The organism is Polaribacter septentrionalilitoris, assembly GCF_009832745.1.
Taxonomy (GTDB): domain Bacteria; phylum Bacteroidota; class Bacteroidia; order Flavobacteriales; family Flavobacteriaceae; genus Polaribacter; species Polaribacter septentrionalilitoris.
This window is the reverse complement of sequence record NZ_VRMJ01000033.1, coordinates 247316-269272: the sequence shown is the minus strand read 5'-3', so window position 1 is coordinate 269272 and position 21957 is coordinate 247316. Positions and strand designations below refer to the sequence as shown.

Annotated in this window: 22 protein-coding genes; 15 read left to right on the top strand and 7 right to left on the bottom strand. The window is 30.6% G+C overall.

Annotated elements, in window-relative coordinates; genetic code table 11:
• Position 1 precedes the first annotated feature (1 nt).
• Positions 2-1999: a fumarate reductase/succinate dehydrogenase flavoprotein subunit gene (locus tag FP421_RS08445; protein ID WP_159949568.1), complete on the top strand. Its 1998-nt coding sequence runs from the start codon at positions 2-4 to the stop codon at positions 1997-1999.
• A gap of 79 nt (positions 2000-2078) precedes the next feature.
• Positions 2079-2819, top strand: a complete 741-nt coding sequence (locus FP421_RS08440) for a succinate dehydrogenase/fumarate reductase iron-sulfur subunit (protein WP_159949566.1) — start codon at positions 2079-2081, stop codon at positions 2817-2819.
• 109 nt (positions 2820-2928) lie between these two features.
• Here FP421_RS08440 and FP421_RS08435 read toward each other — a convergent pair whose 3' ends face one another.
• Positions 2929-3159, bottom strand: a complete 231-nt coding sequence (locus FP421_RS08435; protein ID WP_159949564.1) for a helix-turn-helix domain-containing protein — start codon at positions 3157-3159, stop codon at positions 2929-2931.
• Between the two features lie 529 nt (positions 3160-3688).
• Between FP421_RS08435 and FP421_RS08430 the strand changes: the two genes are divergently transcribed.
• The 7 genes from FP421_RS08430 to FP421_RS08400 all read left to right on the top strand — a co-directional run bounded on the left by FP421_RS08430 (position 3689) and on the right by FP421_RS08400 (position 9701).
• Positions 3689-3892 (top strand): hypothetical protein, encoded by a 204-nt coding sequence (locus FP421_RS08430; protein ID WP_159949562.1) that lies wholly within the window; start codon positions 3689-3691, stop codon positions 3890-3892.
• 66 nt (positions 3893-3958) lie between these two features.
• Entirely contained in the window at positions 3959-4696 is a 738-nt protein-coding gene (locus FP421_RS08425) for a GLPGLI family protein (RefSeq protein ID WP_159949560.1), read from the top strand.
• 90 nt (positions 4697-4786) lie between these two features.
• A complete protein-coding gene (locus FP421_RS08420) occupies positions 4787-5329 on the top strand; it encodes a GLPGLI family protein (RefSeq protein WP_159949558.1) in 543 nt (180 codons plus the stop codon).
• Complete coding sequence (locus FP421_RS15330; protein WP_159949928.1) at positions 5296-5538, top strand: GLPGLI family protein; 243 nt, start codon at positions 5296-5298, stop codon at positions 5536-5538. The genes FP421_RS08420 and FP421_RS15330 overlap by 34 nt, the downstream gene beginning before the upstream one ends.
• A 13-nt stretch (positions 5539-5551) precedes the next feature.
• Positions 5552-6274, top strand: coding sequence for a GLPGLI family protein (locus FP421_RS08410; protein WP_159949557.1), 723 nt, complete (start codon positions 5552-5554; stop codon positions 6272-6274).
• Between the two features lie 19 nt (positions 6275-6293).
• Positions 6294-7025: a GLPGLI family protein gene (locus FP421_RS08405; RefSeq protein WP_159949556.1), complete on the top strand. Its 732-nt coding sequence runs from the start codon at positions 6294-6296 to the stop codon at positions 7023-7025.
• 6 nt (positions 7026-7031) lie between these two features.
• Positions 7032-9701, top strand: coding sequence for a carboxypeptidase-like regulatory domain-containing protein (locus FP421_RS08400; RefSeq protein WP_159949555.1), 2670 nt, complete (start codon positions 7032-7034; stop codon positions 9699-9701).
• A 76-nt stretch (positions 9702-9777) separates the two neighbouring features.
• On the opposite strand, the gene FP421_RS08395 is transcribed toward FP421_RS08400, so the two are convergent.
• Complete coding sequence (locus tag FP421_RS08395; RefSeq protein WP_159949554.1) at positions 9778-10413, bottom strand: ribonuclease H1 domain-containing protein; 636 nt, start codon at positions 10411-10413, stop codon at positions 9778-9780.
• Positions 10406-10978 (bottom strand): phosphoribosylglycinamide formyltransferase, encoded by a 573-nt coding sequence (purN, locus tag FP421_RS08390; protein ID WP_159949553.1) that lies wholly within the window; start codon positions 10976-10978, stop codon positions 10406-10408. The genes FP421_RS08395 and purN overlap by 8 nt, the downstream gene beginning before the upstream one ends.
• A 170-nt stretch (positions 10979-11148) precedes the next feature.
• Between purN and FP421_RS08385 the strand changes: the two genes are divergently transcribed.
• The 5 genes from FP421_RS08385 to pyk all read left to right on the top strand — a co-directional run bounded on the left by FP421_RS08385 (position 11149) and on the right by pyk (position 15384).
• Complete coding sequence (locus FP421_RS08385; protein WP_144896032.1) at positions 11149-11385, top strand: acyl carrier protein; 237 nt, start codon at positions 11149-11151, stop codon at positions 11383-11385.
• Between the two features lie 6 nt (positions 11386-11391).
• Complete coding sequence (gene fabF, locus FP421_RS08380) at positions 11392-12645, top strand: beta-ketoacyl-ACP synthase II (protein ID WP_159949552.1); 1254 nt, start codon at positions 11392-11394, stop codon at positions 12643-12645.
• A gap of 6 nt (positions 12646-12651) precedes the next feature.
• Positions 12652-13389 carry a ribonuclease III gene (gene rnc / locus FP421_RS08375; RefSeq protein ID WP_159949551.1) on the top strand — a complete coding sequence of 246 codons (738 nt, stop codon included), beginning with the start codon at positions 12652-12654 and terminating at the stop codon, positions 13387-13389.
• Between the two features lie 94 nt (positions 13390-13483).
• A complete protein-coding gene (locus tag FP421_RS08370; protein ID WP_159949550.1) occupies positions 13484-13954 on the top strand; it encodes an IPExxxVDY family protein in 471 nt (156 codons plus the stop codon).
• A gap of 2 nt (positions 13955-13956) precedes the next feature.
• Positions 13957-15384: a pyruvate kinase gene (gene pyk, locus FP421_RS08365; RefSeq protein WP_159949549.1), complete on the top strand. Its 1428-nt coding sequence runs from the start codon at positions 13957-13959 to the stop codon at positions 15382-15384.
• 51 nt (positions 15385-15435) lie between these two features.
• Here the strand turns inward: pyk and FP421_RS08360 are convergent, their stop codons facing one another.
• Complete coding sequence (locus tag FP421_RS08360) at positions 15436-17733, bottom strand: M20/M25/M40 family metallo-hydrolase (RefSeq protein WP_159949548.1); 2298 nt, start codon at positions 17731-17733, stop codon at positions 15436-15438.
• A 106-nt stretch (positions 17734-17839) separates the two neighbouring features.
• On the opposite strand from FP421_RS08360, the gene FP421_RS08355 reads away from it, so the two are divergent.
• Positions 17840-18307 (top strand): CBS domain-containing protein, encoded by a 468-nt coding sequence (locus tag FP421_RS08355; protein WP_159949547.1) that lies wholly within the window; start codon positions 17840-17842, stop codon positions 18305-18307.
• A gap of 13 nt (positions 18308-18320) precedes the next feature.
• Here FP421_RS08355 and FP421_RS08350 read toward each other — a convergent pair whose 3' ends face one another.
• The 3 genes from FP421_RS08350 to FP421_RS08340 form a co-directional block, all read right to left on the bottom strand.
• Positions 18321-18674, bottom strand: a complete 354-nt coding sequence (locus FP421_RS08350; RefSeq protein WP_159949546.1) for a hypothetical protein — start codon at positions 18672-18674, stop codon at positions 18321-18323.
• Positions 18664-19206 (bottom strand): GNAT family N-acetyltransferase, encoded by a 543-nt coding sequence (locus tag FP421_RS08345; protein ID WP_159949545.1) that lies wholly within the window; start codon positions 19204-19206, stop codon positions 18664-18666. Before FP421_RS08345 ends, FP421_RS08350 begins: the two co-directional genes overlap by 11 nt.
• A gap of 96 nt (positions 19207-19302) precedes the next feature.
• On the bottom strand, positions 19303-21834 hold the full coding sequence (locus tag FP421_RS08340) for a glycoside hydrolase family 3 C-terminal domain-containing protein (protein ID WP_201288817.1): 2532 nt from the start codon (positions 21832-21834) through the stop codon (positions 19303-19305).
• Between the last annotated feature and the right edge of the window lie 123 nt (positions 21835-21957).

The window sequence follows — 21957 nt, the reverse complement described above, 5'->3', positions numbered from 1 at the left end:
TATGGCTTTAGATTCAAAAATACCTCAAGGTCCACTAAAAGATAAATGGACATTATATAAAGACAAAATTAACTTGGTAAACCCTGCCAACAAACGTCACATCGATGTTATTGTAGTGGGTACAGGTTTAGCTGGTGGTTCTGCTGCTGCAACATTAGCAGAGTTAGGCTACAATGTTAAAGCTTTTGCTTATCAAGATTCTCCACGTAGAGCACATTCAATTGCAGCTCAAGGAGGAATTAATGCTGCAAAAAACTATCAAGGAGATGGTGATTCTACCTACAGATTATTTTATGATACTGTAAAAGGTGGAGATTACCGTTCAAGAGAAGCAAACGTATATCGTTTGGCAGAGGTTTCTGCAAATATTATCGATCAATGTGTAGCACAAGGAGTTCCTTTTGCACGTGATTATGGTGGTTTATTAGACAACCGTTCTTTTGGTGGAGTTTTAGTTTCTAGAACTTTTTATGCGAAAGGACAAACAGGACAACAATTATTATTAGGAGCATATTCTGCAATGAACAGACAAATTGCTCGTGGTAAAATAGAGATGTTTAACAGACACGAAATGTTAGATGTTGTTATTGTTGATGGAAAAGCAAGAGGAATTATAGCAAGAAACCTAGTAACAGGAGAAATCGAGCGTCATTCAGCACATGCTGTTGTTGTAGGTTCTGGAGGATATGGAAACGTATATTTCCTATCAACCAACGCAATGGGTTCAAATGTAACTGCGGCTTGGAAAATCCATAAAAAAGGAGCGTATTTCGCAAATCCTTGTTATACACAAATTCACCCAACATGTATTCCACGTTCAGGTGATTATCAATCGAAATTAACCTTAATGTCAGAATCGTTGAGAAACGATGGTAGAATTTGGGTTCCAAAGAATTTAGATGATGTAAAATTAATTAGAGAAGGAAAGAAAAAACCTACAGATTTATCTGAAGACGAAAGAGATTATTATTTAGAAAGACGTTATCCTGCCTTTGGTAATTTAGTTCCACGTGATGTTGCTTCTAGAGCTGCAAAAGAACGTTGTGATGCTGGTTATGGTGTAAATGCAACAGGAGAAGCTGTATATTTAGATTTTGCTGCTGCTATTGTTAGATATGGAACAGAACAAGCAAAAATTAAAAATATCAACAATCCTTCTGATGCAAAAATCAAAGAATTAGGAAAAGCTATTGTAAAAGCAAAATACGGTAACTTATTTCAGATGTATGAGAAAATTGTAGATGAAAATCCATACGAAACACCAATGATGATTTATCCAGCAGTACACTATACAATGGGTGGTGTTTGGGTAGATTATAACTTAATGACTACTGTTCCTGGATTGTATTGTATTGGTGAGGCTAATTTCTCAGACCATGGAGCAAACAGATTAGGAGCATCAGCATTAATGCAAGGTTTAGCAGATGGTTATTTTGTGTTACCATATACTATTGGAGATTATTTATCTGATGATATTAGAACAGGAAAAATATCAACAGAAACTCCAGAATTTGATGAAGCAGAAAAAGCAGTTAAAGACAACATCAATTTCTTTGTTAACAATAAAGGAACACATTCTGTAGATTACTACCACAAAAAATTAGGTAAAATCATGTGGGATAAATGTGGTATGTCTAGAAACGCAGAAGGTTTAAAAGAAGCCATTTCAGAAATTTCTGAACTACGTAAAGATTTCTGGAAAAATGTTTCAGTTCCTGGAGGTGCAGATGAGTATAATGAAGAATTAGCAAAAGCAGGTAGAGTTGCAGATTTTCTAGAATTAGGAGAATTATTTGCAAAGGATGCTTTAGTTAGAGAAGAATCTGCTGGAGGACATTTTAGAGAAGAACATCAAACACCAGAAGGTGAAGCAAAACGATTAAAAGAATTCCAATTTGTGTCTGCTTGGGAGTATAAAGGTGAGCCTAAAGATGCTGTATTACATAAAGAAGCATTAGAGTACGAGAATATAGAAGTAAAAGAAAGAAGTTATAAATAATATAGTTTATGGTTGATGGTTGTTGGTTTCTGGAAACAAAAACTAACAACAAACAACTAAAAACCAAAAACTAAAAAAAATGAATTTAACACTTAAAATTTGGAGACAGAAAGACGCTAGTTCAAAGGGTCAAATGGTAGATTATAAAGTAACTGAAATTTCAGAACACATGTCTTTCTTAGAAATGATAGATGTTTTAAACGAAGGTTTGGTAGCTAAAGGTGAAGAACCAGTAGCATTTGATCACGATTGTAGAGAAGGTATTTGTGGGATGTGTTCTATGTATATAAATGGTGAAGCTCATGGCCCAGATAGAGGTATTACAACATGTCAATTACACATGCGTATGTTTAATGATGGTGATACCATTACTATAGAACCATTTAGAGCAGCAGCTTTTCCAGTAATTAAAGATTTAGTTGTAGATCGTTCTGCCTTTGATAGAATACAGCATGCAGGAGGTTATATTTCTGTAAACACTTCAGGAAACACACAAGATGCAAATTCAATTCCTATTGCTAAAGAAGCAGCAGATACAGCAATGGATGCTGCAACTTGTATTGGTTGTGGTGCTTGTGTAGCAACCTGTAAGAACAGTTCTGCAATGTTATTTGTAGGTGCAAAAGTATCTCAATATGCTTTATTACCACAAGGACAAGTAGAAGCTGCAGATCGTGTACAAAATATGGTGGCACAAATGGATTTAGAAGGCTTTGGAAACTGTACCAATACTGGAGCTTGTGAGGTAGAATGTCCTAAAGGAATTTCTTTAGACAACATTGCAAGAATGAACAGAGAGTTGATGAAGGCTTCTGTTTAAGAATTATCAATGTCATTTCGAACGATTTTCGAATTTATGAGAAAATAGTATCGAGAAATCTTAGTAATATTAAAAACCCAAAACGAATTTTCGTTTTGGGTTTTTTGAGTTAAAATAACTTTTTAGCGTCTATATTTAGATAATGAGCAATTTCAAACAGCCTAATTAAATCTAACTTAGACTCTCCTTTTTCAATTTTAAAATAACCACTTGGAGTCATATTTAATTGATAAGCCAAATCTGCTTGAGAAATACCTAATTCTTGTCTTCTTTCAGCAATTTCAGACAATACTTTGCTAGATTTTAATTGAAGTTTTTCAATAGTAATTTTTTTACTCATTTCTCCTTTTTTCTTTTCAACATCAAATATAATGCAAAAATGTGTTTTTTAACTTTCCATTTTCGACTAACGGAAAACCGTGAGAAGATTGTATCACTGAAAACCGTTAGTCGAAAATGGAAATCGATTTCTTTGCTAGCTAAAAAAAAGTTTCTCAAATTTGGAGAAAGAAATTGCTATGAAAAAGAAAAGTTGCCTAATAGTAAAAAAGAAAAAGATATATAAGTAATTGTGGCTATAGTAAGTTTTAGTTTTGCCTACTGCCTACTGCCTACTGCCTACTGCCTACTGCCTACTGCCTATAAAAACCTCCGCTTGCGGAATTAAGAAATATAAAAATCGTGTAAATAAATGTATCACTTAAAACAAATGCTTATGTAAATAAACAACAACAAACAGAGGAAGTGTTGCAAAAGTACCATTTTTTCTACAAGTTTTATAGAATTTTAAACTTGTTAATTCATATAAAGTTCTAAAATATTTTAACTAATCAATCCAAATAAAAATTTGGATTACAAAATTTTATATTATGAAAAAATTAATATTAGGAATGGTTTTTGTTTTTACAGCAGGGACTATTATGAATGCGAAAGAAATGAATAAAGAAATTGGTTATAATGATTGTTATGATTCAGCTCAACAATATGTTGAAAGCCTTGATTGGGACTCTCCAGGAGGACAAGATCGAGCATTTGAAATTTATGAATTATTACTTCAACTTTGTGATCTTTAATAATTGAATGATTGGGATAATGAGTCATTATTTAAATAGACTCATTATTCTTTCAATAAAAAAAAAATGACTAATAAAGAATTAACTAAAATATATAAAATGAAGGCTTTACTATTAATAATTTTTATTTCAAATTTTTGTTTTAGCCAAAATAAGAGCGGGACTATTTTTTATAAAAAACAAACAAAAGATAAGATTTTTGAAAAAAAATCAAACAAAGATATTAATGATATGATTATAACTGCTGATAAATCAGTTACATATATATTACATTTTAATGATTCATTGTCTATTTTTGAAAAAGAAAAGAAAATCTTTAAAGATAGAAAATCATTATTATTGTCAAAATTAAGTTCTGCAGGTTATAGTGGAATTATATATAGAAATAGTTTGAATAAAACATTACTTAGGCAAAAAGAAAGAGGTGGTGAGACATTTATAATCAACTATCCTTTTCCATTTTTAAACTGGGAATTGAAGAATGAAACAAAAAAAATTGGTAATTATTTATGTTATAAAGCTATTTCAAAAAGACAATATAAGAACTCAAAAGGGCAATTAAAGTATGATATTATTATTGGGTGGTATTCTCAAGATATTCCACTTAGTTATGGACCATACGTATTTGGCGGTTTACCAGGGCTGATTCTTGAATTAGAAACTGAAAGAGAAATCTTTCAAGTAACAAAGATCAAGCTGAATAATTCAAATTTTAAAATAACTGAGCCTAAAAAAGGTATAAAAATATCGTTGAAAAAATATGATAGTATTGTTAAAGGTTTAATAAAAAAGATTTTAAAATAGAATTTCCTAAAGATGAAAACACTATCTCTAGAGAAAAGTTTGATAGTATAGGAATCGAAAATTTCTACACACCAATTTTAAACAAAAATCATGATAAATACTAAGATTTATATATTATTAATGTTTTTAGTTATAAAAACAAGTGTAATTGCCCAATCAAAATTTAGTGGTATAATAGAATATGAATCTACCATTAGTGATAAGAGAGTGACAAGTTACTTATCTAAAAAAAGAGGCAATCTAAAGAAAAAAATGAGTGTTGATGCTTTTGATAAAGTGTATTTAAGTTCAAAAAGCGTAAAATCTAAATTAACATTTTTAAATGATGAAGCAATTTTTAAAGTAGAGGAAAAGTTAAATTTAGAACATAACGATATTGCAGAACGATTTATTTATGGATGGTCTGGAGGTTCAAACATTTTCTATTCAAACTCAACAACAAAACAAAACAAAGAAAAAAATTGTAAAACTTTAGGAGAATGTTTTATTATTTCAAGCAATTTTAAAGAATGGCAACTAAAACAAGAAACCAAAAATATTGCTGGTTATTTATGTTACAAAGCAATTAGAACTATAAAAGGTAGAAAAGATCATTTAATATTATTGCTTGGTATGCACCTAGTATACCTGTAAATTTTGGACCGAAAGCTGAAAGTGGTTTACCTGGTCTAATTTTAGAATTAGAAGAACCAAGTATTATTTTTAAAGCAAAACGAATAATACTAAATCCAAAACAAGAAATAAAAATTAGCAAATTAAATAACGGTATTGAAATCTCTGATAAAGAATACAATAAAAAGGTTAAAAAAATAGCTGAAGGAATCTTTGGTAAAAGAAGTTAATAATTTATAACCTATGAAAAAGAAAATCATTTTACTTTTCATCATTTTTATTAATTCAATTATTTATGGGCAATTAAGCTTTTCTGGAATTGTTCATTATGAATCAACTATTAGTAGTAAAAAATTAGATGAATATTTATCAACAAAAAGAAAAAGCATAAAAAATAAAGCTTTGCTAAAATCTCTTGATCAGGTTTATTTATATACAAAAGCGATAAGATCAAAATTGTCTTTTTCAGGGAAGGAAGGTTTATTTGTTGTAGAGGAAAAATTAAGTACAGATATACATGATTTAGGTCAAAGAATTAACAAAACAAGTGCAGGAGGCTCTAAAAGATATTATTATAATGATCAAACAAAAACCTATTTAATTAAAGATTGTGATGTTTTAGGTGAGTGTTTTATTTATACCAATAAATATTTAGAGTGGCAGTTAACACAAGAAACTAAAATAATAAATGGTTATTTAACATATAAAGCCACTAGAAGTAAAGGTAAAGTTATTGCATGGTATACACCAGAAATTCCTATCAGTTTTGGACCTAAAGGAGAATACGGTCTACCTGGTTTAATTTTAGAATTAGAGGTAGGGAAAATAAGATTTATGGCTACTAAAATTACATTAAACCCTAAAGAAAAAATTAAAATAGAAGAGCCAAAAGGTGGTAAACGGATTTCTTATGAAGAATATGAAAAAGAAATAAAAACTGCTAAAAAAAGAATATTTGGTAATTAAAATAAATGTTTAAAAACCTATGAAAAAGCAAATCATTTTATTATTTATCGTTTTTACAAACACAATTATCTACTCTCAAACCATTAGTGGTAAAGTTACTTATGTAGCTTCTATGACACCAATTTCTGATAAAAAAATTGATTCTTTGTTTTTAAATAGAAAAGTTAAAAACCCTAAAATGGATAAATGGGCAAGAAGCATTTATAAAAACACACCTAATGTAAATGCTTATTTAGATTTTATCAACGGAGAGTCTATATACTATGTAGAAGATAAAATGCAAGTAGAAGGAAAGTCAACATTTAATATGAATAGAATTTTTGCTGGTGGAGATAATAAAGTTTATAAGAATACAAGTACAAAAGAATATTTAAAGGAATATGTAAGAGAAAATCTCTTAATAGAAAAAAAGGAGAAAAAATGGAAAATTACCCAAGAGTCTAAACAAATAGGTGGTTATTTATGTTTTAAGGCCATAGATATTGAATCTACCAATACAATGATGAAACCTGTTGTGTGGTTTACACCTCAAATACCAGTAAGTTTTGGTCCCTTAGAATATAATGGTTTGCCTGGGTTGGTAATTTTAGTAGAAATGTACAATAGAACAATAAGTGCTTCTAAAATCATTTTAAATCCAAAAGAAAAAATTATACTAAAAAAACTAATAAAAGGAGAAAGAATCACAGAACAAGCATTTAAAGAAATAACAAAATCTTTTTTTGACTCCTTAAAAAAGAAAAGGCAATAATAATCTATGAAAAAGAAAACCTTAATTTTTACACTTTTATTATTTAGTATTACAGTTTTTTCTCAAAAAGTAACCCTTTCAGGTTCAGTAAAAGACAGCCTACAAAACCCATTACCTTATGCAAACGTAATTGCAAAACCCAAAGATGTTTCTAAAAACTTACAATTTGCCATTACAGATAATGAAGGCTATTACAAACTAATATTACAAAAAGGAGATACCATAACCATTAGTATTTCTTATTTAGGATATAAGCCAACAGATTATCAGTTTGTTGCAACTAAAAACATAAAAAAAGACTTTGTATTACAACAATCTTCAGAACAATTAGATGAGGTGGTTATAGAAATGCCAGTTACGGTTAGAGGAGATACCACTACTTATAAAACAGATAAATTTATAGACGGTTCTGAGCGCAAACTAAAAAATGTATTAAAAAAGTTACCTGGAGTTGAGGTTGATAAAAATGGCGGAGTTACAGTACAAGGTAAAAAAGTAACCAAAATGTTAGTAGATGGCAAAAAGTTTTTTGGAGGTAATTCTAAACTAGCTGTAGAAAACATACCTGCAGATGCAGTTGGCAATGTAGAAGTAATAGACAATTACAACGAAGTTTCGTTTTTAAAAGGCTTAACAGATTCTGATGATATGGCAATGAACATCAACCTTAAAGAAGATAAAAAACGTTTTGTTTTTGGTGATGTAGAAGCTGGTAAAGGCAACAAAGACTTTTATAAAACTAGCGCAAATTTGTTTTATTATTCACCTAAAACTAATGTTAATTTTATTGGAAATTTGAATAACATTGGCGAAAAAACATTTACGTTTCGAGACTATATGAGTTTTTCTGGAGGTATAAATGCTGTTTTTAGAGGCAATTTTAGTTGGAAAGGTGGCAATTTTTCTCAGTTTTTAGAAAGTAGAGATGTGTTAGAAAGCAAACAGAAATTTGGGGCAATCAATATTACAAAAACAGCTACATCAAAATTAGATGTTTCTGGCTATGCTATTTTTTCCAGTTCAGATATCGAAAATTTAGTAGAAACTCAAAACAAGTATGCCAACTTTACAGAAGACAGAACCAATACAACCCAAGCAGATAATATTCTAGGAATTGGAAACTTAAATTTAGAATATACACCCAATGATAAAGAAAAATGGTATGCTAGAACGCAAGTAAAAAGAACAAACAATACTAAAGACAATTCCTTAACTTCTTTGGTAGCAGCAAACACAAATACCATTGTAACGAACAGAGACTTAAAGGCAACCTACATCAATCTAAATATAGAATGGCACAAAAGACAATCAGATAAACATACTTTTTCATCAGTATTTAATTATGTGTTTGATAAAAACAATCAAAACTCTTTTTGGGAAACACAAGATGATGCTTTTAACGGATTGATTCCAGTAACCAATCAGAATGTATATCTTATCAATCAACTCAAAAATACGCAAGAACAAAATATTGACGCAGTTTTTAAACATTTTTGGGAAATCAATAATAACAATCATATTTACTCAACGGTTGGTAATAAATTGTTACTAGAAGATTTTTCTACAAATGATAGTCAAACGTTAGACAATGGAAATAGCAATAACTTTAATACAAACGGCTTTGGAAACAATCTAGATTTTAAATTAAACGATTTGTTTTTTGGAGTACATTACAAATTTAGAACAGGAATTTTTACCGTAAAACAAGGTGTTTTTGCGCACAATTACAATTGGCAAGTAAATCAACAAACCCAAACAAATAAAAACAAATGGGTGGTTTTACCCGATTTTTTAGCAAAAATTGAGTTTAATAAATCAAAAAAAATCACTATTAATTATAATTTAAAAACTTCTTTTTCTGATGCTAGTAGATTTGCGAATCGTTTTTATTTACAATCGTATAATTCTGTTTTTAAGGGAAATGAAAACCTCTCTAACAATTTGTTTCACAGTGCACGTATTTATTACAGTAGGTTTAGTTTGTATAGAGGTTTAATGCTGTTTGCAAGTATCAATTATAACAAGCAAATAAAAGGTGTTAGAAACAAAGTTCAGTTTGATACTAATAATACAAATCCTGCTTTAAGAATTAATCAATTTTTAACAGCACAATTGTTTGATAATCCATCAGAAAGTCTGCAAGGAAATATACATTTAGAAAAAACGATAAAAAAGCTAAAATATAAGTTTGATGTGGGTTTTAATAACAACCAATACATACAACAAATAGATAATATTTTACAAACCAATAAAAACAGGAGTTATGATTATGAAGTAAGTATAGAAACCTTGTTTGATAATTTTCCTACTGTTGAAATAGGATTTAAACAAGATGTTGGACGTTTTATTTTTAGTAACAACACTTCAAAATTTGTAACAACAGAACCTTTTATAAATGTAGATTATGATTTTTTAGATGGTTTTATTTTCAATTTTGATTACACAAAAAGCAATTATCAGAATAAAACAGTAGGGCAAAAAAATGTCTATGAAATAGCCAATGCAACTTTATCTTATAAAAACGAAAACTCTGCATGGTCTTATAAAATTTCTGCACAAAATTTGTTTAATGCACAGTTTAAACAAAGCAACGGTTTTTCAGATTATGTAATTTCGGATAGTAGAACGTTTATTTTACCCAGAATTATTATGTTTAGTATTGGGTATAATTTGTAGGTTCAGTCTTTAGAAAAAAATCTAAGTTCACACAAACTTGCTAACTCCTTCCCTTTGGGAAGGTTGGGATGGGAATTTACTTCCGCCCAAAATCAGCAGGAATTTCTCCCCAAGCTTTGGTTTCCCATTTTAAGATAGGATTTTTAAATGTGTTCTCTTTCAACCACTTTTCAGCTCTCTTAATCAACGCTAATAAGTCTTTATTAGAAGCATCAAAATGAATGTTGGTTTTACACCTTTTTTGTTTAATCCAACTCATCGCAATCTTAGAATCAGAATAAATAGGAACATCTTCTTTGTTTTTACTCTTTAATAAGGCAATTCCATGCACCAAAGCTAAAAACTCACCAATATTATTTGTCCCTTTTTGGTAAGGACCTTTTCTAAAAATTTCTTTTTTATTATGCGTTAAAACACCTCTGTATTCCAGTTGCCCAGGATTTCCAGAACAAGCAGCATCTACAGCAATGCTTTCTAAAATTGGTGAACCATATTTGACTTTTTCAGAAGAAGTTAATGTCGGTTTTTTAGTGTTTTTCCCTTTATAGTCCTTGTATTTTCCTTTAGATGCTTTTTCTGCTTCATCTAAACTGATAAAAGATTTATATTGTGCACCCTCAAAACCATCAATTTGTCGTTTACAAGCGTTCCAAGAAGTAAAAACCCCTGTTTTTCTTCCTTTCCAAACCACATAAAACTTTTTTTTAGGCATTTTCAGACAATATTACTTCTTCAATTACTCTAGGAAAGTACTGTTGTTCTAAAATATGAATTTTTTCAGCAATTTTTTCAGGAGAATCATCATCATTTAGCTGAGTTTTTGCCTGAAAAATGATGGCTCCTTCATCATAATGCTCATTTACATAATGAATTGTGATGCCAGTTTCTGTTTCTTTATTTTCTGCAACAGCTTTGTGAACATTCATTCCATACATCCCTTTTCCGCCATATTTTGGTAACAAAGCAGGATGAATATTTATGATTTTATTAGGGAAAGCTTCTACAATTACATCAGGAATTTTCCATAAAAAACCTGCTAAAACAATGTAGTCTGCTTCTTCTTTTAGTAAATTTAAAACAAAATTAGAAGAAGAAAACTCACTTCTTTTAAAGTGTAAACAATTAATATTTAGGTTTTTACATCGTTCAAAAACTTTGGCATGTTCATTGTTACACAATACTTTAGTAACAACAGCTGTCTTAGTTTGATTAAAATACTTAATAATGTTTTCTGCGTTCGTACCAGAACCAGAAGCAAAAACAACAATACGCTTCATATCTATAAATCTTAGTTACAAAAAAAAGAATAAATATTAACAAAATCATTGATTTGAAAGGAAGATTAAGAATTTTTATTTATCTTTCGTAATCATTTTTTGGGCAAATATTAGTTATAATTATAAAGATTTGTATTTTTGCCCCGATTAAAATTTTAAAAACAAAAATTATGTCAGACATTGCATCAAGAGTAAAAGCTATTATCGTAGACAAATTAGGCGTAGACGATAATGAAGTAACATCAGAAGCAAGCTTTACTAATGATTTAGGAGCGGATTCTTTAGACACTGTAGAATTAATAATGGAATTCGAAAAAGAATTTGACATCCAAATTCCAGATGACCAAGCAGAAAACATTGGTACAGTAGGTCAAGCAGTAAGCTATATCGAGGAAGCTAAAAAGTAATTTTATATGCAGTTAAAACGAGTTGTAGTCACTGGACTTGGCGCATTAACGCCAATAGGTAATAATATCGAAGAGTATTGGAACGCTTTAGTTAACGGAGTTAGCGGAGCAGCACCTGTTACGTACTATGATGCTGCCAAGTTCAAAACTCGTTTTGCATGTGAATTAAAAAATTTTAAAGCGACTGACTTTATTGATAGAAAGGAAGCGCGAAAAATGGATCGATTTACGCAGTATGCAATGGTGGCTTCAGACGAAGCTATTGCTGATGCAGAATTAGATCTAGACAAAGTCAACAAATTACGCGTTGGTGTAATTTGGGGAGCAGGAATTGGTGGTTTAGAAACTTTTCAGAACGAAGTATTAAACTTTGCTTCTGGAGATGGTACTCCAAGATTTAATCCATTCTTTATCCCAAAAATGATTGCAGATATTGCTCCAGGAAATATTTCTATTAAAAATGGATTTATGGGACCTAACTATACTACAGTATCCGCTTGCGCATCATCAGCAAACGCTATGATAGATGCTTTAAATTACCTTCGTTTAGGATATTGTGATGTTATTGTTACTGGTGGTTCTGAGGCTGCTGTAACCATAGCTGGTATGGGAGGTTTTAATGCAATGCATGCTTTGTCAACAAGAAATGAAAGTCCAGAAACGGCATCAAGACCATTTGATGCAGAACGTGATGGTTTTGTTTTAGGAGAAGGAGCAGGAGCAATTGTTTTAGAAACCTATGAACATGCCAAAGCAAGAGGCGCAAAAATATATGCAGAAGTTATTGGAGGAGGTTTATCTTCTGATGCACATCATATGACAGCACCTCACCCAGAAGGAATTGGTGTTATTGAAGTGATGAAAAACTGTTTAGAAAATTCAGGAATTCAACCAGAAGACGTAGATCATATTAATACTCATGGAACATCTACACCTTTAGGAGATGTAGCTGAGTTAAAAGCAATATCTAAAGTTTTTGGAGATCATGCAAAAAACATCAACATCAACTCTACGAAATCTATGACAGGTCACTTGTTGGGCGCTGCAGGTGCTATCGAGTCGATTGCTTCTATTTTAGCGATGAAACATAGTATTGTTCCGCCAACAATTAATCATGCTAACATAGATGAGAATATCAATCCAGAATTGAACTTAACTTTAAATAAAGCGCAAGAGCGAGAAATTAAAGTAGCCATGAGCAATACTTTTGGATTTGGAGGACATAATGCTTGTGTTGCATTTAGAAAGTTAGAAGAATAATATTGTATGAATTTTATTCGTAAAATAGTTAAACCTCAATCAGAAGAGGACACACATCTATATAACGAATTAAAAAAACTACTCAATTTTTCTCCAAGAAGCCTCAATAAATACAAGAAGGCATTTACACATAGATCTTTACAAATTGTTGATAAAAAAGGAATTCCTATCAACTATGAACGTTTGGAGTTTTTAGGAGACTCTATTTTAGGTTCTGTGATTGCTGCTTATTTATATAGAAAAGTACCAACAGGTTCAGAAGGGTATCTCACACAAATGCGTTCTAAAATTGTAAGTAGAGAGCATTTAAACGAGTTAGGAAAAGACTTAGATTTAATTCGTTTTGTAAAGAGTAATATAGATCAAGCTAATGTTGGCGATAATATTCACGGAAATATCTTTGAAGCATTAATTGGCGCTATTTATTTAGATAAAGGATACAATAAATGCCAAAAATTTATCTATGAAAATGTAATTATACCTTATGTAGATATTGAAAAATTAGAAGGTAAAATTACAAGCTACAAAGGATTGATTATAGAATGGTGTCAAAAACAAAAAAAGAAATATTCTTTTGATACTTATGAAGATTCCGGAAACGAATCAATAAAACATTTTAGTGTAAAAATTAGTATTGATGGTGAACAGATTGCCAAAGGTAGGGCTACATCTAAAAAGAAAGCAGAAGAGCAAGCATCTAAAAGAGTATATTATGCTTTTCAAAAAGAAATTACATTAGGCTAAACAACACGAAAACGTTATCGTTAAATTAACACAAAAACTCATAAACAAATTCGTAATTTAGCTTACTCATAAAAACTATAACTCGTTATAATTTATGCAGGTTTACGCTTTAGAAATGGACGAATTTTGCGAAGAAGAATATTCTTTAATAGGAATCCATTCTACTTTAGAAGACTACAAACTTGCTTATCTGCTTAACAAAAACTTAAATACGCATTTTTCTAAAGCTCAAAAAGATTTAGAATTTAAAAGGCAAAATAAGAAAGCAACATTTTCGATTTATAATTATGAAAACGTAAAATATGATTTTGATTGGTTTTTAATAGCAAATAGCTATAGAAGAGAAAATCAAACCGTATCAAATGAATTATTGTTAACATCAGAAACAAAGACATATCTGATTCCAGAGAAGAAAAAAGTAGATTTTTTTTTAAAAATTTGTGGAGAATCTGAATATGAATTTATTTTGAAAACGATACATAAAATTAAACAGATTGATCATGTAATTACAGCATACTCAATTGATAAAAACACTTTAAAGTCAAAAGACTTTTTAATATTTTAAATATGGATTATTATAAAAAAACAAAAATAGTTGCTACTCTAGGACCAGCAACAGATTCAAAAGAAATACTTACGCAGTTAGCAAAAGAAGGGGTTAATGTATTTCGTATTAACTTTTCACATGCGAATTATGATATTGTAAAAACTCAGGTTCAAAGAATTAGAGAAATCAATGAAGAAAACGGTTTTAACGTAGCTATTCTTGCAGATTTACAAGGTCCAAAACTTCGTGTAGGAGTTATGGAAGATGGTGTAGTTTTAGAAGATGGAGACACCTTTACCTTTACTACAGATCAATGCATTGGTACAAAAGAAAAAGCGTTTATGACCTATCAACGTTTTCCTAAAGATGTTAAAGTAGGAGAAAATATTTTAGTTGATGATGGTAAGTTGATGTTCGAAGTAATCTCTACAAACAAAGAAGATGAGGTAGTTGTAAAAGTAATTGTTGGTGGACCTTTAAACTCTAAAAAAGGAGTTAATCTACCTAATACAGCCATTTCTTTGCCAGCTCTTACAGAAAAAGATAAAGCAGATGCTATTTTTGCTTTAGGGCAAGAAGTAGATTGGATTGCACTATCTTTTGTAAGAACACCAGAAGATTTAAGAATGTTACGCGATTTAATTGATGAACATTCAGAATATAGAGTACCAGTAATTGCTAAAATAGAAAAACCAGAAGCGGTTGCCAATATGGACGCTCTAATACCTTATTGTGATGGATTAATGGTGGCTCGTGGAGATTTAGGTGTAGAAATTCCGATGCAAGACGTACCATTAATTCAGAAAAAATTAGTGAGACGTGCAAAAAGAGCAAGAATTCCTGTAATTATTGCTACACAAATGATGGAGACAATGATTGACAATTCTGTACCAACAAGAGCAGAGGTTAATGACGTTGCCAATTCTATTATTGATGGTGCAGATGCTGTGATGCTTTCTGGAGAAACTTCTGTTGGGAAACACCCAATAAGAGTTATTCAAAAAATGACAGAGATTATCAAAGCTGTGGAAAACTCAAGAATGATTAAAGTACCACATGAAGCTCCACACATAAGAACCAATAGATTTATTACAAAATCCGTTTGTCATCACGCAGCATTAATGGCAAATGATATCGATGCAAAAGCAATTTCTACATTAACAAGAAGTGGTTATACAGCTTTTCAAATTTCTGCATGGAGACCACAAGCTAAAATATTAGCATTTTCATCAGAAAAAAGAATTTTAGGAAAACTAAACTTACTTTGGGGAGTTAAAGCTTTTTATTATGACAAAAGATTAAGTACAGATGATACTGTGGTTGATATTAATAAAATTACCAAAAAAATAGGTTTTGTTCAAGAAGGTGATTTAATGATTAACCTAACTTCTATGCCAGTTGAAGCAGAAGGAATGGTAAATACATTGCGTGTTTCTGAAATTGATTAAGAAACCACTGAAATAATATATAAAAGCATCCTAAAATTTAGGGTGCTTTTTTTATAGAGGTAATTTTTTAGAAATAATAATAGCATCATTAGTTACAAATGGCATTGGCATCATTGTCTCTGTTCTAGGAGTGATGTTAAAATTTAAGTTTTCTAACAAATCGTAAGAGATTTCGTTGATAATAACATTAAAACTATAGTCTTTTGAAACCGAAAAAGAAAGTGTTACTTCTTTGTCTTGATTTGCCACATGATAAATTAAAAAGGTTGCCCTTTTTACGTTATAGGTTTTGCCATCATTTACCAAAACATCATTTACTTTAAATTGATGTAGCTTCAATTCTTTTTTTGTGATAAATTCTAACTTATTTACTTTTCTCTCGGGAGAAATTGTTAACTCAATAAAACGTTTGTTGCCAATTATCGTATCTAATTCGGTAACAATATTAGACGATTTGATGTTTCTAAAATCAGTTTTTTTATGGTAGCTAAAGCGAGTGTTGTATTTGCTTTTGGTTTCTGCATTTACAATACCACCTTCTATAGCATTTTTATCAAAAATCTGTTTTGTGTATTCATCTAAAGTATGATTGTAAGTTCCAAAATAAGCAGTTTTATCATCAGAATTTTGAATGTAAACAATACTATTTGGTTTCTTTTTATCAACAGTAAAACCGCTGTTGTATGTTGCCAACCCAAAGAAAATAATAGTCAAAAGACCAACTGTTTTTTGCATCCAAAAGGTCTTTTTTTGATGAAAAGTAAACACCATTAACCCAAAGATTAATGCAATAAAAAGTCCGCTAACAAATAAGATTTTTAACCCTAAACCTACTGGAAACATTTTTACTAAAGGTGCAAAAATATAGAGGGTTGGAATAGATAAAATGGTAAATAAAATACGTTTTGACTTTTCTTCTAAATCCATAAAAACAGCAATTGCTAAAATTGCTAACGCACAAAAAACAGGAATGATGAAAAATCCAGCACCTTTTAAAGAACTGCTAATTAAAAAGTTGATGATTAACCAAATTAGAATGGGTCCAATGAGAAAATCAGTAATTTTTTCGTGTTTAGAAATGTATTTGTAAGTTTTGAAAAGTAGCCAAATATTTAAGAAAACAAATGCAGCAATGTATTGATATCCATTATAGGTAAAACCATGCAACATATCTTGGTAATGAGGATGAATCATTAAGATTAGTTTCCATAATCCAAAAGAAATTCCAACGCATAAAAGAATAGATAAAAGAAAAATTCCTAAGCCTTTTAAAATGCCTTTTAATGAAAGTTTTCTTTTTGCAATTCCAAAGAAAATTAACAATACAAATACAACGATTGCAGCAATCAGCATAGGTAAAACCCAAGAAAACGGATAGGTTGCTAATCCCATAAAAGGGAAATTTACATATACGTAATCTTCATCAGAATTTAAATTAGACAAGTCTGAGTTTGCAAAATAATTGACAGTTGAGGTAAAATAATCTGCCTGATGTAACAATGTTTCTCTGTCTAATCTTTCGTAAGAATCTTGTGCGGTATGGTAATCGAAATGATCTCCAATAAAAGCAAAATTAAATCCGTTAATATCAGCATTTTCTCTAAAAATAGTTAAATCTGTATCGTTAGGTAACTTTTTATAAATACTATACATTAAAGAATTTGCAGCAGGATAATTGGGTTTTGCTGCCAAAAACTCGCTCAATAATTTACTGTTTTTGCCATTGGTTTCCATCAACATATAACTTGGTCCACCACTCCCTCTGGCTTCAAAATTGAGCACCAAACCAACATCTTTTGTCCAAGAATGTGCATCAACAAATGCTTGAGCACCCAATAATCCTAATTCTTCAGCATCAGAAATTAGAATAATAATATCATTTTTAGGTGTTTTGTTTTTGGCTAAAAAAGCTCTAATTCCCTCTAAAATAGTTACTACACCAGAACCAGCGTCACTTGCACCCAATGCAGAATGCGGATTCGAATCATAATGTGTTAATAGCATTAATGCTTTACCATTTTCAGTTCCTTTAATTCGAGCTAAAATATTCTCTGTAGTTGTGGCAGCAAACCATTTTCTATTGATTGCAGTTTGGGTTTGTATCTCAGTTTCTAACCCCATTTTTTGCAATTCTCTTACAATATAATTTTGTACAGTTTTGTGTTCTTCAGACCCTGTATAATGTGCTTCTTTACTGATTTTCTTTAAATGATACAACGCATTATCAATAGAAAAAGCTGTTTTGGAAGTTACTTTTTCTGATGGTAAAGTAGGTTTCATATCAGAAAAACTCCAATAAATTACACCTAAAATTATGAGTACTGAAACAAGAGAAGAAAAAGCTTTCATACAATGAGTTTAGTTTTTATAAATGTATGAAATAAAAAAAACTTAGGGTATTTGTTGGATAAAACAGAAAAATCAGTAAATTTAAAACAACTAAAACTAAATTATTATGGGTATTAAAAGCTTTCAAGGAAAAAGAGATACAAATCAAGCAAAAGAAGAAGCACAGATTTTAGTGTCTGACTATATGACTAAAAAATTAATCACTTTTAAAGCAGAAGATTCTTTAGATCATGTAATTCATCAATTAATTACCTATAAAATTTCTGGAGGACCTGTTGTAAACGATAATAATGAGTTGATTGGTATTATTTCTGAAACAGATTGTATCAAACATATTTCTGAGAGTAAATATTACAATATGCCATCTGATAGAAATAATACTGTAGGGAAATATATGGTGACTGATGTTGATACGATTGATAAGAATATGAACATTTTTGATGCTGCCTTTAAGTTTATTTCTTCTCGTAGAAGAAGATTTCCTGTGGTTGAAAATGGTAAATTAATTGGCCAACTAAGCCAGAAAGATGTTTTAAAAGCAGCAGATAACGTTAAAGGGAATACTTGGAAATAATACTATTTTAGAATTAACTACCTTTTCTTATTAGTAGAAATAATTCTTCTTCTAGCGCCAAATATCCTTGGTCATAAACATAAAAATAAGTGTTTCCAGTTTTAGTTTTATAGATGGATGTAAAGAAGTTGAAATCGAAACCTCTGTCGTATAATTTGGTTCTGGTTACTTTTGTTTTACCAGTTGTGTTTAATACAGATAAAATTTTATAATTTTTACGAAGACGATTATTGATATTTCTGATGAGATTTTTACTGTCTTTATTTACCTTATTGTTGTAGGCGTTTCTACAATAATCAGAACAGAATTTTTTATCAATTCTACCTTTAACAACATCTCCACATTCTAAGCATTTTCTATTTTCCATAATTCTCTTTTTTTAATTCATACCAATTTACGTCAAGATTTTTATAACTAAATTCATTGACAAACTGCAAACCAATTTTTTGTAATATTTTATTTGAGCCTATGTTTTTTACATCCGCAGCTCCATAAATAGTATTAAAATTCATTTGTTGAAATCCAAATTTTAAACAAGCTACAGCAGACTCATATCCATACCCTTTTTTCCAGTATTTTGGTATAAAGCGATACCCAATATCAATAAAGTTTTGATTACCATTCAATGCTTCTTTTTCTCCTTTATTAAGCTTTAATCCAGACCAACCCATAAACTCTCCAGATGTTTTTTCTACTGCAGCAAAACGTCCAATGCCTAACTCTTTATATTGTTTTCTGATGAAGGCTATACTTTTCTGAGCTTCTTCTTTTGATGTGATTGGATTATTACCAAGATATTTATGGACATCTGTATTTGAATCCAAATTAAACATCCCTTCAACATCTGTATCTAGAAGTTCTCTAAGGATAAGTCTTTCTGTTTCTAAATAAAATTGCATAGGCTTAAATATACCTAAAATTATCCGTTTGCAAACGGTTACAAAAAATAGATTTACAACATAATTGTTTCATTAAAAAAAGACAAAGTTTAAGTTTTATTGGAGTATAAGTTTTTTTGTAACAACAGTCCCATTCTTCTCTCTATCTGATGAAGGTTGAGCTCCTCCAACCGAAATATGATATTCTCCTGGCAGTATTACCTTTTTTCCATCTTTGTTAACTGAGCTTAACTGAGCTTTGTCAATTTTAAAAGTCAATAGTTTTTTCTCTCCAGACTTAAAAAAAGTTCTCTGAAAACCAGCAAGCGTTTTATGAGGATTAAATTTGTCTGCATTTTTATTTTGTATATAAACTTGCACCACTTCCTCTCCATCATACTTACCTGTATTTTCCACTTCTACTTCAAGATTAAAATCATTACCAGATTCAATAACATTTGGTAGTGTAAGATTATGATATTTAAACGTGGAATAACTTAATCCATATCCAAATTCATACAATGGATCTCCTTTAAAATAACGATAGGTCTTACCTTGCATTTTATAATCGCTAAAGGCAGGAATATCATTAATATCTTTATAAAAAGTTACAGGTAATCTACCAGCAGGGTTATAGTCTCCAAAAATAACATCAGCAATGGCTGTACCACCTGCTTGTCCAGGATACCAAGCCTCTATAATGGCAGGTATGTTATCGTTTTCCCAATTGATAGATAAAGCACTTCCATTTAATAAAACAAGTATGGTAGGTTTGCCTAATTTTCGAATTTTTTGAATCAAATCTGTTTGTGTTTTTGGTAGTTTAATATGTACTCTATCACCACCAGCAAAACCATCTACTTTTACTTTCATTTCTTCACCTTCTAATAATGGACTAATTCCCATACACAAAACAATGGCATCTGCATCTTTACCAATAGCTAATGCTTCCTCTGTAAGATTTTCTTTAGGTGATTCCCACAACAATCTCATAATAGAATGTTCTGTATTATTTTGCACACATTCAAAACGAATTTGGTATTTCTTCCCAGCTTCTAACTTTAAGTATTCATATACTTTTTTAGGATGATGTTCTGCACGATAACTTACAATTAGTTTTTCATCTAAATACAACTTCATACCCGAAAAAGCTTCTGCACCTAAAGCATAATTACCAGTTTTGTCTACACTTAAAAAACCTGACCATCTTACAGCATATGTGTCATAACTCATATCTTGAAACGGAGGAGTGGTTCTCCATGTAAAATCTACGTTTTTATCTGTACGTGTGTGTTTTGGTTTTCCTTTGAATGAGATATTATCGTAGTATTCTCCTTTTAATCCCTTTGTTTTTAAAGTAGTATCTGTAAACAAAAAAGATTCTGGTATCGCTTCAAAAACTGGAAGTCCCTCAGCTAATTTGCTACCCACAGCAAAAGAAACTTTTGCATTTGGTATTTTACGTTTTATACCTTCTAAAGGAGTTATAGGATCTGTTGGGTAACCATTGTAGTTGCCTAAAAGCACTTCTAAATCGTCTGCATTTGCACCAATTACAGCTATTTTTTTAATTTTATTTTTATCTAAAGGCAATAAATTGTTTTCATTTTTCAATAAGACCATAGATTTTCGTGCAGTCTCTAAAGCAGCTAATCTATGTTTTTCAGAATCTACAACATCATACGATATGTTTTGGTATTTAACAGCGTCTTTTGGAGCAAATAAACCTAGTTTTAAACGAGCTACAAATAGTCTAACTAAAGAAACATCTAATTCTTCTTCAGTAATTAAACCGTCTTTAACAGCTTGTACTAAAGCTGGATAAGAATTTCCACAATTTAAATCTGTACCCGCTTTAACTGCAATGGCTGATGCTTCTTTTGCATTAGCACTTATTTCATGAGCTCCTTTATCATAAAAGTCTCTTACTGCCCAACAATCTGAAACAATGTAGCCATCGAAGCCCCAGTCATCACGAAGTAAACTGCTTAAATCTTTGTTACCACAACATGGTTTTCCATTATAACTATTATACGCACACATTATGGAATACACTTGTGCTTCTTTTACTACTTTTTCGAAATGCGGACTATAGGTGTTTAAAAAATCTTGTGGACTTGGTGTTGCATTAAAACGATGACGATCTACTTCTGGACCACTATGCACCGCAAAGTGTTTTGCAGTTGCGACTAGTTTTAAATAATTAGGATCATCTCCTTGCAAACCTTTTATAAAACGTACAGCCAATTCTCCTGCCAAATAAGGATCTTCCCCGTAAGTTTCCATTCCTCTTCCCCATCTTGGATCTCTAAAAATATTGATATTTGGTGTCCAATAGGTTAAACCTTGATAAATTCCTCTTTTTCCTCTAGACGCAAATTCGTGATGTTTTGCCCGAGCTTCATCAGAAATAATTGTTGATATTTTAGACATTTGATCTCTATCAAACATAGCAGATAAACCAATAGCTTGCGGAAATACAGTTGCTCTTCCTGCTCTTCCTACTCCATGCAAACATTCGTTCCACCAGTTGTATTCTGGTATGTTTAGTCTCTTAATTGCTGGAGATTCATGACTCATCTGAGAAACTTTTTCCACTAAAGTCATTTTAGCAACTAAACTTTTGGCTTTTATCTCAAAATTTATCATTTCTATTTTATTTTCATTAGAATTATTTCTTTTACAAGCAAATAATAGCAAAAAGCAGGTGATAACTATAATTACACTTTTAATATTAAATTCCTTCATAAGTATAGGTTTATTAAGTAGAAA